Source organism: Kribbella qitaiheensis (assembly GCF_042657745.1).
In the GTDB taxonomy this organism is placed as follows: domain Bacteria; phylum Actinomycetota; class Actinomycetes; order Propionibacteriales; family Kribbellaceae; genus Kribbella; species Kribbella qitaiheensis.
This window is the reverse complement of the sequence record NZ_JBHSKE010000041.1, coordinates 53623-67490: the sequence shown is the minus strand read 5'-3', so window position 1 is coordinate 67490 and position 13868 is coordinate 53623. Positions and strand designations below refer to the sequence as shown.

Sequence of the window (13868 nt, the reverse complement as noted above, 5' to 3'; positions counted from 1 at the left end):
GCGGTGACTTGTGCGGGACGCTCTGAGACGTCCGGGCTCGGGGGCGGGCGACCGGGGCGACAGCCGCGGTCAGGACACGAGGGACGCACATCCGCCCGTCCCTCCAGCACTGGAGGAATCGCGTGAACCATCTGTCCTTGCGTCGGAGGACCGCGTTGATCGCGGCCGCCGTCCTCAGCACCGCCGCCTTCGCGGCCCCGGCCGGGAACGCGGTACTGCCCGCGGCTTCTCCGGGCTCTCCCCCACCGGACGACCTCGCCACCTCGATGCGGCTGCCCAAGTTCGCGCCCGGCAAGTACGTCGTGACGCTGGCCGACCAGCCGCTCGCAACCTACCAGGGTGGGGTGGCCGGGCTGAAGGCCACCAAGCCCGCCAAGGGCCGCAAGGTCGACACCGCGAGCCCTGACTCGAAGGCCTACCGCGGCTTCCTCGACGGCCGCCACAACCAGGTCGCGGCGAAGGTCGGCGCCAAGGCGACCCGGCACTACTCGACGGCGATCAACGCGTTCGCGGCGAACCTGACGAGCGCCCAGGTCAGCCAGCTGAGCAAGACGCCGGGTGTCGTCGCGGTGACGCCGGACCAGTTGCACAAGGCGCTGGACGACAAGAAGCCCGCGGACTTCCTCAAGCTGTCCGGCGAGTCCGGTGTCTGGTCCGCCCTGGGCGGCAACGCCGAAGCCGGCAAGGGCGTCGTCGTCGGCGTCGTGGACACCGGCATCTGGCCGGAGAGCGCGTCGCTGTCGGGCCCGCAGCTCGGGACGAAGCCGACCGCGGCGGACCCCTACCAGCCGTACCGCTCCGGCGACACCATCGTCATGCACAAGGCCGACGGGAACGACTTCACCGGCGCCTGACAGGCCGGCGAGAACTTCACCGCCGACCTGTGCAACACCAAGCTCATCAGCGCCAAGTTCTTCGGCGACGCCTGGCTCGGCGCGACCCCGCCTGCGGCCCGGGACGACTGGGCCTCGCCGCGTGACGGTGGCGGCCACGGCACGCACACCGCGACGACCGCGGCCGGCCGGGCCGGGGTGGACGTCGCAGAGGGCGGTATCAACTTCGGCACCATCTCCGGGATCGCCCCGGCGGCCAAGATCGCCGTCTACAAGGCGCTGTGGACCGGCAAGGACGACGTCGGCTCGGGCGGCTACACGTCCGACATCCTCGCGGCGATCGACCAGGCCGTCGCGGACGGCGTCGACGTGATCAACTACTCCGTCGGCTCGATCTTCGAGTCCTCGCACACGGACCCGGTCCAGCTCGCCTTCCTGTCCGCTGCTTCGGCCGGCATCTTCGTATCAGCCGCGGGCGGCAACTCGGGCCCCTACGAGTCCACGCTGGACAACACCTCCCCCTGGGTGACCACCGTCGCCGCGAGCACCGTCGCGCCGTACGAGTCGACTGTTGTCCTGGGCAACGGTGAGGAGTACGCCGGGCTCAGCACCAGCGTCGCCAGCTCGGTCAGCAGCAAGCCACTGGTCACCGGCGCGGCCGCCAGGACCGCCACCAGCACCGAGTACGACGGCTCGCAGTGCCTGCCGAACACCCTCGACTCGGCCCAGGCGGCCGGCAAGATCGTGGTCTGCGATCGCGGCGTCGGCGCTCGCGTCGACAAGTCCGCCGAGGTCAAGCGTGTGGGCGGCGTCGGCATGGTCCTGCTCAACCTCACCGACCAGGACATGGTGGCCGACTCGCACTCCGTCCCGACGGTGCACCTGAACACCCCGGGATCCCTGTCCGTCAAGACCTACGCCGGTACTACGGGCGCCACGGCACAACTGATTCCGGGCAACCTGACCACCAAGACCACGCCGTACCCGCAGATCGCGGACTTCTCCTCGCGTGGTCCGTCCCTGTCCAGCAAGGGTGACCTGCTCAAGCCGGACCTGGCCGCACCGGGCGTGAACGTCCTGGCCGCGGTCGCGCCGCCCAGCAACGACGGCCACAGCTTCGCCTTCTACTCGGGCACCTCGATGGCGGCTCCGCACATCGCCGGTCTGGCCGCGCTCTACCTGAGCAAGCACCCCGACTGGACTCCGATGATGGTCAAGTCCGCTCTCATGACGACCACCAGCGACGTCAAGACGGCCAGTGGTGCTGTCAACGACGACCCATTCGCTCGTGGTGCCGGCGAGGTCCAGCCGTCGAAGATGCTCACCCCTGGGCTCGTCTACGACTCCGGTGACGCCGACTGGCTCGGCTACCTGGAAGGCACCGGCGTCAACACCGGTACCGGCGTACCGGCGATCGACCCGAGCAACTACAACACCCCGTCGATCGCGGTCGGCCAACTGGTCGGCACGCAGACGATCACCCGCCGGGTGACCGCTGTGACCGGCGGTCTGTACCGGGCGACCGTGTCCGTGCCCGGGATGAAGGCCGTCGTCACTCCGTCGATCCTGAACCTGCAGGCGGGCCAGACGAAGTCCTTCACCGTCAAGCTCACCCTGGACACCGGGTTGTCGAACGTGAGCACCACCGGTTGGCTGACCTGGCAGGGCGCCAACACGTCGGTCCGCAGCCCGATCGTCGTCAAGCCGACCTCCGTCGTCGCGCCGAGCGCGGTCTCGGGTTCCGGGGCGACCGGTAGCGTCTCCTTCGACGTCACCGCGGGCAAGGCCGGCGTACCGATCAAGGCCAACGGCGTCGTCTCGGCACCGCTGGTTCCGGGCTCGGTCCCCGCTGGTGCGGCGGATGCCGACCTGCCGAACTACCCCGTCACCGTGACTGCCTCGACGAAGGCCGTCCAGTGGAACATCAAGACAGTGGACCCGGCGGGCAGCATCTGGCTCGTCCTCTACAAGGTGGTCAACGGTCAGATGCAGGCGTTGTCCTTCGAGGGCGACGGCTCGAACCAGGCGTCCGCGACCTTGGCCGCGCCCGAACCCGGCGTCTGGGGTGTCCTCGCGATCACCCTCTCGAACCCACCGGGCGCCGACACCACGCAGTACACGATGCAGACCAACGTGGTGACCGGTGGCAGCGGGCTGACGGTGACGCCGTCGGTCACGCCGGCGGCAGGCAAGCCCTTCCAGGTCACGGCCTCGTGGTCCGGGCTGCCGACGAACCAGCGCTCCACCGGCTTCGTCGAATTCCCGAACCGGGCCGGCACGGTCGTGACGATCAACTAGCACCGCGGAGCTGAACCGCCCATGGGGCAAAGGGCGGTTCAGATCCAGCGGCGGCGTGCGGCTTGCACGCCGGCCTGGAACCGGGTCTGCGCGCCGAGGGATTCCATCAGCGCGCGGACCCGGCGCTGGGTGGTCCGGGGACTGATCCGCAGGTGGCGGCTGATCTTGTCGTCCGTGGCTCCGCCGGCCAGCAGAAGCAGGATGTCGCGGTCGGCGGGCCGCAGGCTCGTGAAGTCGCCGCTGAACGGCAGGGCCGGCATCGGGATCGAGAGTGCCCAGAGCATCTCGAAGGTCGCGATCAGTCCGTCCAGCAAGCCCGACGACCGGATCAGCAGGTGGTAGTCGCCGACGGCCCGCTTGGTCAGCCCGATCAAGGCGGTGTCGTCATCACCGACCGCCATCTTCATCGGCACCTGGGCGAGGACGCGACTCACCTCCCCCGCCGACTGCAACTCCGGCAGCACCCCCATGATGTCCAGGCTCTCGAAGACCTCCGTGCCGTAGATCGCCCGATAACAGACCCCGGCCCGCAGCCGATCCAGCTCCAACTGCTGCTGGTTCGACGGCGGAGTCACGTAAGGCGGCCGATCGAGCACCCGTACTTCGCGCTTCGCGTCCTCCTGCAGCCGCTCGTACGTCCGGAGCAGGGTCGGGCCGTCCTCGATCAGCTCGACCTGGTTCCCGGTCAGCACCGCCTTGCCGCGGGACCCGCGCAGCTCATCCGCCACGCTGCGCAACCTCGACAACTGCGCGTCGAGCTCGTCCAGCGGATCCGCGAGAGTCTCTTCGTCCTCCACTACGCGTTCATCCTGCGCTGCCTGGTCGTCGTACACCGCCGGCCTCTTCGTCCGCTCGCCATCACCCACAGAGGGTCAGAGTAGACCGCCTCACAGTGAGCTGACACCGTTGTCTCAGCGGGCATGCAGCCCGACCGCTCCCTACGGCCCACAGCTGAGGCACGGCCAGAGCTGCCCGCACCGGACGCACAACCCGTCCGCACCGGCCGCCGGAATCCACAACGCCCCCTGCGCCGAGTCCTGTCGCAGTGTCTTTCCGGCGGCAGGTCCCAGCGCAGGAGCACTGCGGGCGGTTGGCGCTGGGCTTGGGGTTGTCGTTGGGTTTGGACTTGTGGTTGGGAGCCAGCGGATCGTGGTGTCACCGGTCTGGCCGTGAGCAGCCAGCACTGCTGCGACTCCACCACTCCACACCGACACCGCCGGCCACTGCCCCAGCCACCGCAGCGTCACCGCCCCGTCCGCCCACTCGACCCCCTCAGCCACCGCCCCGAGCACCAGCCCACCTGCTCCTTCAATGCGGTCTACTGCAACCCCAGCGCCCGGAGCAGGGCGGAGCAGCTGGAAGAGTCTCGGCTCCCGCTGCGGCGTGGTCTGCTGGTTCACCTCTGCAGGCTGACCGGTGCGGGGGCGTGGTCACCAGGTGTGAGCTGTGGGCTGTTCGGACCGCCCACAGGCCGCCACAAGTGCTTGTGGGCTTGCGATGCCGGGCCGGACGCCGCTGCGTCGTGTTCTGTCGGTAGGCCCTTGTAGCGTTCCCGGTACGCACCGCAACCACCAGGCGTGACCAGTGGGCCGGCCAGCCCGGCCCGCAGCTCGAGCGGGGGAGGATCCTGTGGCTGAGGCAGCGTTCGGCGTGCAGTTGAGGCGGTCCCGGCAGGCGGCCGTTCTGAGCTTGCGGCAGCTTGCGACCCGGGTGGGCTACGACCACAGCTACCTGTCCCAGGTGGAGCGCGGGCAGCGGCCGGGGTCGGCCCACCTGGCCCGGCTCTGCGACCGGGAGCTGGGAACAGGCGACACCTTGGCGACCGCCTACGCAGAGGCCCGCCCACTCCCCCGGCCGGCCGGTCCCCCGGCGCCCACCCTGCTCAAGACGCCGACGGCCGGAGTCGACGTGCTGGAGGCCGTACGGCGCGGCCTGGCCGGCTCGGTGGGCAAGGTGCTCCACGCCGACGAGTGGAGCGCGGTGACCACGAACCACGCGCGCGACTTCCTGGTGACTCCGCTGGTCGAGCTCCTCCCAGAGCTCACCGGAGACCTCCAGCTCCTCCGGGCCGAAGCAACGGAGACGTCGGCTGCGGCCGGGTGGACCTCCCCGGAGCTCGCAGTCCCGACCGCCGAGCTGAGTGTGCTGATCGCGCTGACCCTGACCGGAATCGGCCGCCTCCGGGTCGCGGAGAGATGGTGGCGGACCGCCCGCGCCGCGGCTGACAATTCCGCTGAGCCACGGGTGAGGAGCCTGGCGCGCGGCTGGGAGGCGATCAGTGGATTGTCCGAGCGCCGCCCGCTCGCCGACCTCCTGGAGCTGGCCGAGGACGCGCTGGCTCTGGCCGATCGCCCCAGCTGCAGCGCCCGCGCACTAGCGGCCCGTGCCCAGATCCTGGCGCAGCTCGACCGAGCGGAGGACGCCCGGCGAGCCCTGCAGGATCTCCTGGCGGTGACCGACGATCTGCCGGTCCAGCCCGTCGGAGCCACCTCGCTGTTCGACTGGTCGGAGTACAAGACGTCGTGGGTGGAGGGTCTCGTGCAGGCGGCGCTTGGCGAGACGGACTCGGCGTATGTGGCGCTGGATCGCGCGCTGGCGTTGTGCCCGACCGGGAGTCTGCGCGAGCGAGCCGAGGTCGAGTTGGTGCTCGCACGCTGCCTGGTCCTGGACGGCGAGGTTGCTGCCGGGCTGGCGGTGGCAATGCGCGTACTGGTCGAACTGCCGGACCAATGGCACACCCACTACTTGTACGAAGCCGCCGGGCGCGTGCTGTCCGCAGTACAAGGCAAGGACCTTGGCCGGGCTGCCGTGCGGGACTACCGCGAGCTACTGGTGCGCAGGCCGTACCACAACCGGAGTGTGGGCAGCGGGTCGAGCTATGCCTAGCCGCAGGGGTAGCGTGCCGAGAGTGACAGTCGAAAATCGGGTAGCGACGGTGTCAGGCGCGTGGGACTTCGAGGTCGAGTTGAGGAGCGACCCGGCGACGACGGAGGCGCGTACCGCAGTACTGGACAAGCCAGGCTTCGGCCAGGCCTTCACCGACCACATGGTGCTCGCATCGTGGACCAGCGACCTCGGCTGGCATAACCCGAAGGTGACCGCCTACGCGCCGCTGCGGGTCAGCCCGGCCGCCGCGGTGCTGCACTACGCACAGGAGATCTTCGAGGGTCTGAAGGCGTTCCGGCACCAGGACGGCTCGGTCTGGGCGTTCCGGCCCGAGGTGAACGCCGCACGGTTCAGCAGGAGCGCCCAGCGACTCGCACTCCCCGAGGTGCCGCAGGAGGACTTCGTCGCGGCTTTGCGTGCACTGGTGACCGTCGACGAGGTCTGGGTGCCGCCGGCGGGCAGTGGTGAGACCAGCCTCTACCTCCGGCCGTACATGATCGCCACCGAGGCCGCACTGAGCGTCCGGCCGGCTCGTGAGGTGCTGTTCGGCGTCATCGCGTCACCTGCCGGCCCGTACTTCAACACGGGCCCGAAGCCGGTCTCCATCTGGCTGACGACCACCTCGATCCGGGCGACGCCGGGTGGCACGGGTGCGGCCAAGTGCGGCGGCAACTACGCCGCGAGCCTCGCCGCGCTGGCCGAGGCGGTTGCCAACGGCTGCGACCAGGTCGTCTACCTCGACGCGGTGGAGCGCCGCTGGATCGAGGAGAGCGGCAGCATGAACGTCTTCTTCGTGTGCTCCGACGGCCGGATCGTGACGCCTGAGTTGTCCGGCTCGATCCTGGAGGGCGTCACCCGCGCCTCGGTGCTCGAGCTGGCGGAGGACCTCGGCCACAAGATCGAGGAGCACCGCATCTCCGCGGACGAGTGGCGCGAGGGGGTGCGCAGCGGCGAGATCACCGAGGCGTTCGCCTCCGGCACGGCCGCGGTGATCACCCCGATCGGCCGGCTCGCCTGGGCCGAGGGCGACCTGACCATCGGCGACCACTCCGTCGACCACGGCGTCGGCCCCGTCACCGCCTCGCTCCGCGCATCCCTTCTCGACCTGCAGTACGGCCGCGTCCCCGACCCCCGAGGCTGGCTCACCCGCCTCGCCTAGGAGCGAATGTCCCCCGGGGCGGTTAGGTTGGCGGCATGGCAGAGTCCAAGGCGGCCAAGAAGAAGACGCCGGCGATCGAGATCCAGGTCGGGGAACGCACGGTCCGGATCTCCAATCCCGACCGGGTCTACTTCCCTGCACGCGGCGAGACGAAGCTCGATCTCGTCAACTACTACCTGTCCGTCGGCGACGGGATCGTCCGCGCGCTGCGCGAGCGCCCGTGCATGATGCACCGGTTCCCCGAGGGTGTCGCCGGCGAGAAGGTGCACCAGAAGCGCCTGCCGCACGGCGCTCCGCCTTGGATGGAGACGGTGCGCGTGCACTTCCCGCGGTACAACCGGACAGCCGACGAGTTGTGCGTCACCGAACTCGCGCATGTCGCCTGGGCCGTGCAGATGTCCACGGTCGAGTTCCACCCCTGGAACTCCCGCCGCGCCGACACCGAGAAGCCCGACGAGTGGCGGATCGACCTCGACCCGATGCCCGACTGCCCCTTCGACCGGGTCCGCCGTGTCGCCCATGTGGCCCGGGAGGTCCTCGACGATCTGGGCGCCACCGGGTACCCGAAGACCTCGGGTGGTTCCGGCATCCACATCTACGTGCGGATCAAGCCCGAGCACGGCTTCTCCGACGTACGCCGGGCGGCGCTGGCCTTCGCGCGCGAGGTGGAGCGCCGCGCACCCGAAGATGTCACCACGACCTGGTGGCGCAAGGACCGCGACCCGAAGAAGCTGTTCGTGGACTACAACCAGAACGCGCGCGACCACACGATCGCCAGCGCGTACTCGGTCCGCGGCAACCCCGAGGGCACGGTGTCGACGCCGATCCACTGGGACGAGATCGACGACGTCGACCCGAAGGCGTTCACCATCGCCACGGTCCCCGCGCGGTTCGCCGAACTGGGCGACCTGCACGCCACCATCGACGACACCGCCTACTCCCTCGACACTCTGCTCGAGTGGGCCGCCCGAGACGAACGCGAAGGCGCCGAAGAACCCCCACCCCCGGACGAGTGACCAGCATTCGCAGGGGGTAACCCCCGAGATGTGTCGCCACCACCGCCTCAGCGATGGCGACCCGGGGTTTCGCTGGCGGGTCGTTCGGCCACTAGCGCCTTCTAAGCCGCCAGCCAGCGCACAACCCGCCAGCGGTCAAGCACTCCGCCGGCACCAGACCCCGAAATCGGCGCCGGGCACGGGCCGGAGTACCGGACTTGGCGTTGACCTCCTCTGCGTCGTCGCGGTGGCGCTGTCTCCTACCGGCCGGTGAAGCCGTGGTGGAGGAGGTTGGTGAGGAGGGTGATGGCTTCCTCGTCGGGGATGGTCTGGCCGGCGGCGGGGTTGACCACCAGCCAGGTGTAGGCGAAGCCCTCCATCAAGGAGTTCATGGCCGAGATCTGGAGCAGAGGATCGGGCTGCGGGCTGGGCAGGTGGGAGAGGTGCTCGACCATGTGGGCATCGTCGTCAACCATGATCTGCTGCAGCCGGCGGCCTAGGTCGGGGTTGACCATCGCCGCCTGCTTCAGAGCGACCATCTCCGGGATGTGCGCCCGGTAGAAGCGCCAGAAGGCGGCGACGTGCCAGCGGATCGACTCGATCTTGCTGAAGTCCGCGTCGTGCGCGGCGTCGACGAGGACGGCCTCGTCCGCCTCGGCGAGCATGTCCTTCAGCAACGCTTCGAGAATCTCCTCCTTGCCGGCGAAATGGTTGTAGAACGACCCCGTCGCCCGGCCTGCCGCAGCGGTGATGTCGGTGATCTTGGTGTTCACATAACCGCGCTCGGCGAACACCTCCCGGGCAGCCTGCTTCAGCGCCGCCTCCGTCCCGGCCGCCTGCTCCCTGCGAGTGGTCGTCACGACACCTCCTCCTTGACAGAGCACCCTAGCGAGGTTCATCCTGAATCAAGATTCAGTGAACGACAATTCAGTCAAGAGGAGAACCGGATGAACGTGCTGATCGCGGGAGCCGGACCGACCGGCCTGACGCTGGCCATCGACCTGGCCCGGCGCGGCGTCGGAGTACGGCTGATCGAGAAGGCGGCCGACTACTTCAACGGCTCGCGAGGTGATGGGCTCCAGCCGCGCACGCTGGAGGTGTTCGACGACCTCGGCGTGATCGACCAGGTCCTCGCGCAGGGCATACCGATGCCGGTGATGCGGATCTCGATCGGCGGCAAGTTCGTCGGCGAGCGCCGCATGAGCGAGCCCGCGGACCCGACGCCGGACGTGCCGTACCCGAACGCCTGGATGCTCGGCCAGTCGCGCACCGAGGCGATCCTCCGCGCCCGGCTCGAGGAGTTCGGCGTCAAGGTCGAGCTCAACACCGAGCTCACCAGTTTCACCCAGACCGACGACGGAGTGACGGCCGGGCTCTCCACCGGGGAGACGGTCGAGGTCGACTACCTCGTCGGCGCGGACGGCGGCCGCAGCTTCGTTCGCAAGACCCTTGGCATCGCCTTCGAAGGCACCACCGACGAGTCGATCCGGATGCTCCTGGGCGATGTCTCCGCCGACGGCCTGGACCACGATTACGGCCACTGGTTCGCAGGTCCGGGCAACCCAATGGCCGGGATCGCGATGACCCCGCTGTCCGGCGGCGACCAGTTCCAGTTCGGTACGCCGCTCGACGACGACCAGGTGGATCCTTCGCTGGCAACGCTGCAGGAACTCGTCGACCGGTTCGCCGGCGAGGGAGTCGCCAAGCTGCGCAACCTCACCTGGTCCACGATCTGGCGACCCAACGTCCGTCTGGCCGAACGGTTCCGGGTGGGACGGGTCTTCATCGCGGGCGACGCCGCGCACGTCCATCCTCCGACGGGTGGCCAGGGCCTCAACACGGGAGTCCAGGACGGCTACAACCTCGGCTGGAAACTCGCGGACGGACGCGAGGAGGTCCTCGAGACCTATGAGAGCGAGCGCCGCGCGAACGCAGCCAGAGTCCTCGGCATCAGCGAAGACCTGATGCAGAAGCACCGCGACGGCGACGAGCGAGCCCTGGAACGTGGCGAACAGACCCGCCAGCTCGACGTCAGCTATCGCGCGGCCGACGACACCGCCCCGCTTACCTCCGGCGATCGAGCTCCGGACTCGCCGCTGATCGATGCCCAAGGCAATCACCTGCGCCTCTTCGACCTGTTCCGCGGCCCGTCGGAAACCCTGCTGCGGTTCTCCCCCACCACCCCGACGACCCACCCGCACGCGATGGCCGTAGTACGCAGTACTCGGCCGGATGCCTACACATCACCTGAAGCCTTCGAGTTCTACTACGCGTCAGACGGCGACGAGATCCTGATCCGCCCGGACGGCTATCTCGCCTGACCAATCCTGGCCGGGGCCTGACAAGATCTCGGGGTGCAGCTGAATCGAGAGACCGCCCTGACTCGCGCCATCGCGCTGGCCACCAGTGGCCGCCGCGCGATCCTCGGCATCACCGGCGCGCCCGCGGCCGGCAAGTCGACGTACGCCGAACAGCTCACGGCCGACCTGGTTGCCCGGGGCCACCAGGTCGCGCTGGTTCCGATGGACGGGTACCACCTGGCGCAGGCGGCGCTGGAATCACTCGGGCTCGCCGCGGTCAAGGGTGCGCCGCAGACTTTCGACGGGTACGGGTTCGTTGCCTTGCTCAAGCGACTGAAGGAGTCTGCCGACGAGACGATCTGGGCGCCACGGTTCGATCGGGAGCTCGAGGATTCCATCGCCGCCAGCATCGCCATCGCGCCGGAGGTGTCGCTGGTGGTTACCGAGGGCAACTACCTGTTGTTCGACGAGGCGCCCTGGGCAACAAGTCGGGCACTGCTGGACGAATGCTGGTACATCGATCTCGACGACGACGTCAGACATGAACGCCTGCAGGCCCGGCACATGCGTTACGGCCGATCCGCCGAGGAAGCCCGGCAGAAGACCTACGGGAGCGATGAGGCGAACGCCTTGCTGATCGCTGCGACGGCCCCAGCCGCCGACGCGATCCTGAAACTGTCCTAGCCGGTCATCCGCGCGATGAAGCCGGCCACCCCGTCCAGGTAGAGCTGCAGCCCGAAGTCGAAGTCCGCGTCGGCATCATCGGTGAATGACGACGCTGACTCGTCGAACACCCCGGCCGCGAGCACCGCCGCGAGCGCCGGAAGCTGGCGCGGATCGACCACCCGCGCCAGCGTCGCGCCGTACCGGCTGAAGGCGTCGGGGTTGTCGGCGTACCCGGCGGCGAGGTCCGAGCTGAGGCGCATCTCGCCCTGCACGTACGTCATCAGGCCCATCACCACGCCGACCTTGCCCTCCTCGGTCAGGCCGGTGTCCTTCAGCGCGCCGAGTGCCGAGTCGAACCAGGCGAGGTTGTTCGGCCCGGCGGGCGGCCCGGAGATCGGTAGTTGCGCGTACCAGCGGTGGGCCCGCACTGCGGTCATCACCCCGTGCGCCCAGAAGACCAGCCCGGTCCGCCAGTCGATCCCCTCAGGCAGCGGCTGGGGACGCTCGAGCGCGGCATCGGACATCAGTACCAGCAACTCGTCCTTGCTTTTCACGTGCCGGTAGAGGGCCATCGTCGAGTTGCCGAGCCGCTCCGCCACCCGCGCCATCGAGACCGCGCCCAGCCCCTCGGCGTCGGCGATCCCGATCGCGGCCCGGGTGATGTCCTCGACCGACAGCGACGGCTTGGGGCCGCGCTTGGTGACGGCCTGCAGCCCCCACATCAGGGCGACGTCGGCCGGCAGGTCGGGCTGCTCGCTCATCTCCACCGCCTCAGTCTAGAAACCTGTACTGCGTACCTGCTACGCTAATTAGCGTAGCTAATACGCAATGCGGAGGGGGACCCATGATCGTCGAAGCAGTGGAGCTGCGGAAATCGTTCGGGCCGACCTCAGTTCTGGAGGGCGTCGACCTCTCCGTACCCGAGGGGTCGGTGCTCGCCCTGCTCGGGCCGAACGGCGCGGGCAAGACCACGATCGTCCGGATCCTGACGACGCTGGCCAGGCCGGACGCGGGGCACGCGACGATCGCCGGGTACGACGTGGTCCGCGAGCCGGCCAAGGTCCGCGGGGTGATCAGCCTGACGGGTCAGCACGCGGCGGTCGACGACAACCAGACCGGCCTCGAGAACCTCGTGATGGTCGGCCGGCTGATGCATCTCGGTCACCGCAGGGCGCGGCAGCGCGCGTGGGAGTTGCTCGAGCAGTTCGAGCTGACCGGTGCGATGAACCGGCGCGCCAAGACCTACTCGGGCGGGATGAGCCGGCGCCTCGACCTGGCGATGAGCCTGGTTGCGCGACCGCGGGTGATCTTCCTCGACGAGCCGACCACCGGCCTCGACCCGGCCAGCCGGCTGACCATGTGGGACGCGATCGGCGACCTCGTCCGCGACGGCACCACGATCCTGCTCACCACCCAGTACCTCGAGGAGGCCGACCGCCTGGCCGACCGGATCGTGCTGCTCGACAAGGGCCGGATCACCGCGTCCGGAACGGCCGATGCACTGAAGACCCAGATCGGTGGCGAACGGATCGAGTTGTACTTCGCCGACGAGGTGGCGGCCCTCAAGGCGGCCGGGTTCCTCGGTGGTCTGGCGGACGGGCCACTGCTGAACCTGCCATCGGACGGGACCGCCGCGCACCTTCACCACGTGCTCGATCAGCTTCGCGACGAGGGGCTGCTCCCGAGCCGCGTCTCGTCCCACCGCCCGACACTCGACGACGTCTTTCTGACCCTTACCGCCCAGTGTCCTGCGTCGGGTGTTGTTTGAGTGATTGCGGTGGTCAGGTGCGTGCATCGCGGTGCTGGACGAGCGTCCTCGATGCGGAGCATCGTGGACGCTTGGCCAGCGCCGCGAGGTGCGTGCCTGGGCGCCACAAGCACTCAAACAACACCCGACGCAGGACACTAAGGAGTGGCAGTGACCCACGACGGCTTCGGCGCCGCGGCGAGCGACACGGCGACCATGATCGACCGCAGCATCCGGCTGACCCGGCGCAACGTCGACACCTTGTTCGTGTCGATCCTGCTGCCACTGCTGATGATGGCGTTGTTCGTCTACGTCTTCGGCGGCGCGATCAGCACCGGGACGGAGTACATCAATTATGTTGTCCCCGGCATCTTGTTGCTGACCACCGGGTACGGCGCCTCGAACACCGCGATGGCGGTCGCCGACGACATGACGTCCGGCATGATCGACCGCTTGCGGTCGCTGCCGATCCGCAGCTTCGCCGTCCTCACCGGACACGTGACGGCGAGCGTCGCGCGCAACGCGATCTCCACCGCGATCGTCCTGCTCGCGTCGCTGGCGATGGGCTTCCGCCCGAACGCCGGTCCGCTGGACTGGCTGGGCGCGACCGGCTTGCTCTTGCTGTACGTCGTCGCGCTCTCCTGGCTGGCGGCCGCACTCGGGGTGATCGCCAAGTCGGTCGAGTCGGCGAGCACGCTGAGCTTCTTCATGCTGTTCGTGCCCTACCTGAGCAGCGCCTTCGTCCAGGTCGAGACGATGCCCGCGTTCTTGCGACCGATCAGCGAGCACCAGCCGATCACACCCGTCATCGAGACCGTGCGCAGCCTCCTGACCGGTACTAGTCTGAATGGCACCGGGTGGGTCGCCCTGGCCTGGTGCACTGGTCTATTCCTGTTCTCGTTCACGTTGGCGACGGTGCTCTTCCGTCGTCGTGCAAGGGCCTGAACGACCCATTGAGCGCAGGCTCCGAACCGCTTAGCGGAC

12 protein-coding genes are annotated in these 13868 nt (G+C 68.9%); 9 read left to right on the top strand and 3 right to left on the bottom strand.

Annotated features, from left to right (window positions below; all coding sequences use genetic code 11):
• Positions 1 to 122 precede the first annotated feature (122 nt).
• Positions 123 to 854 carry a protease inhibitor I9 family protein gene (locus tag ACFPJ1_RS25975; protein WP_380107781.1) on the top strand — a complete coding sequence of 244 codons (732 nt, stop codon included), beginning with the start codon at positions 123 to 125 and terminating at the stop codon, positions 852 to 854.
• A gap of 27 nt (positions 855 to 881) precedes the next feature.
• A complete protein-coding gene (locus ACFPJ1_RS25970; protein WP_380107852.1) occupies positions 882 to 3131 on the top strand; it encodes a S8 family serine peptidase in 2250 nt (749 codons plus the stop codon).
• A 38-nt stretch (positions 3132 to 3169) separates the two neighbouring features.
• Here ACFPJ1_RS25970 and ACFPJ1_RS25965 read toward each other — a convergent pair whose 3' ends face one another.
• Positions 3170 to 3997: a helix-turn-helix transcriptional regulator gene (locus ACFPJ1_RS25965; protein ID WP_380107779.1), complete on the bottom strand. Its 828-nt coding sequence runs from the start codon at positions 3995 to 3997 to the stop codon at positions 3170 to 3172.
• A 763-nt stretch (positions 3998 to 4760) separates the two neighbouring features.
• Between ACFPJ1_RS25965 and ACFPJ1_RS25960 the strand changes: the two genes are divergently transcribed.
• The 3 genes from ACFPJ1_RS25960 to ligD are packed head-to-tail and all read left to right on the top strand — an operon-like array spanning position 4761 to position 8192.
• On the top strand, positions 4761 to 6017 hold the full coding sequence (locus ACFPJ1_RS25960) for a helix-turn-helix domain-containing protein (protein ID WP_380107777.1): 1257 nt from the start codon (positions 4761 to 4763) through the stop codon (positions 6015 to 6017).
• Between the two features lie 13 nt (positions 6018 to 6030).
• Positions 6031 to 7176, top strand: a complete 1146-nt coding sequence (locus ACFPJ1_RS25955) for a branched-chain amino acid aminotransferase (RefSeq protein ID WP_380107776.1) — start codon at positions 6031 to 6033, stop codon at positions 7174 to 7176.
• Positions 7177 to 7211: 35 nt separating this feature from the next.
• Entirely contained in the window at positions 7212 to 8192 is a 981-nt protein-coding gene (gene ligD, locus ACFPJ1_RS25950; RefSeq protein WP_380107774.1) for a non-homologous end-joining DNA ligase, read from the top strand.
• A gap of 239 nt (positions 8193 to 8431) precedes the next feature.
• On the opposite strand, the gene ACFPJ1_RS25945 is transcribed toward ligD, so the two are convergent.
• A complete protein-coding gene (locus ACFPJ1_RS25945; protein WP_380107772.1) occupies positions 8432 to 9031 on the bottom strand; it encodes a TetR/AcrR family transcriptional regulator in 600 nt (199 codons plus the stop codon).
• 87 nt (positions 9032 to 9118) lie between these two features.
• On the opposite strand from ACFPJ1_RS25945, the gene ACFPJ1_RS25940 reads away from it, so the two are divergent.
• Entirely contained in the window at positions 9119 to 10492 is a 1374-nt protein-coding gene (locus ACFPJ1_RS25940) for an FAD-dependent monooxygenase (protein ID WP_380107771.1), read from the top strand.
• Between the two features lie 33 nt (positions 10493 to 10525).
• Entirely contained in the window at positions 10526 to 11155 is a 630-nt protein-coding gene (locus ACFPJ1_RS25935; RefSeq protein WP_380107769.1) for a nucleoside/nucleotide kinase family protein, read from the top strand.
• Here the strand turns inward: ACFPJ1_RS25935 and ACFPJ1_RS25930 are convergent.
• Positions 11152 to 11898 (bottom strand): TetR/AcrR family transcriptional regulator, encoded by a 747-nt coding sequence (locus tag ACFPJ1_RS25930; RefSeq protein WP_380107768.1) that lies wholly within the window; start codon positions 11896 to 11898, stop codon positions 11152 to 11154. The two genes, ACFPJ1_RS25935 and ACFPJ1_RS25930, sit on opposite strands and share 4 nt — an antisense overlap.
• 83 nt (positions 11899 to 11981) lie before the next feature.
• Between ACFPJ1_RS25930 and ACFPJ1_RS25925 the strand changes: the two genes are divergently transcribed.
• Together ACFPJ1_RS25925 and ACFPJ1_RS25920 are read left to right on the top strand one after the other, a co-directional pair.
• Complete coding sequence (locus tag ACFPJ1_RS25925; protein ID WP_380107766.1) at positions 11982 to 12905, top strand: ATP-binding cassette domain-containing protein; 924 nt, start codon at positions 11982 to 11984, stop codon at positions 12903 to 12905.
• A gap of 150 nt (positions 12906 to 13055) precedes the next feature.
• Positions 13056 to 13829 carry an ABC transporter permease gene (locus ACFPJ1_RS25920; RefSeq protein ID WP_380107764.1) on the top strand — a complete coding sequence of 258 codons (774 nt, stop codon included), beginning with the start codon at positions 13056 to 13058 and terminating at the stop codon, positions 13827 to 13829.
• Positions 13830 to 13868: the final 39 nt, after the last annotated feature.

Excerpts from the sequence above, each read along its gene's own strand:
- ligD (WP_380107774.1), top strand. The coding sequence starts at position 7,212 with ATGGCAGAGTCCAAGGCGGCCAAGAAGAAGACGCCGGCGATCGAGATC.
- ACFPJ1_RS25940 (WP_380107771.1), top strand. The coding sequence starts at position 9,119 with ATGAACGTGCTGATCGCGGGAGCCGGACCGACCGGCCTGACGCTGGCC.
- ACFPJ1_RS25930 (WP_380107768.1), bottom strand. The coding sequence starts at position 11,898 with ATGAGCGAGCAGCCCGACCTGCCGGCCGACGTCGCCCTGATGTGGGGG.
- ACFPJ1_RS25925 (WP_380107766.1), top strand. The coding sequence starts at position 11,982 with ATGATCGTCGAAGCAGTGGAGCTGCGGAAATCGTTCGGGCCGACCTCA.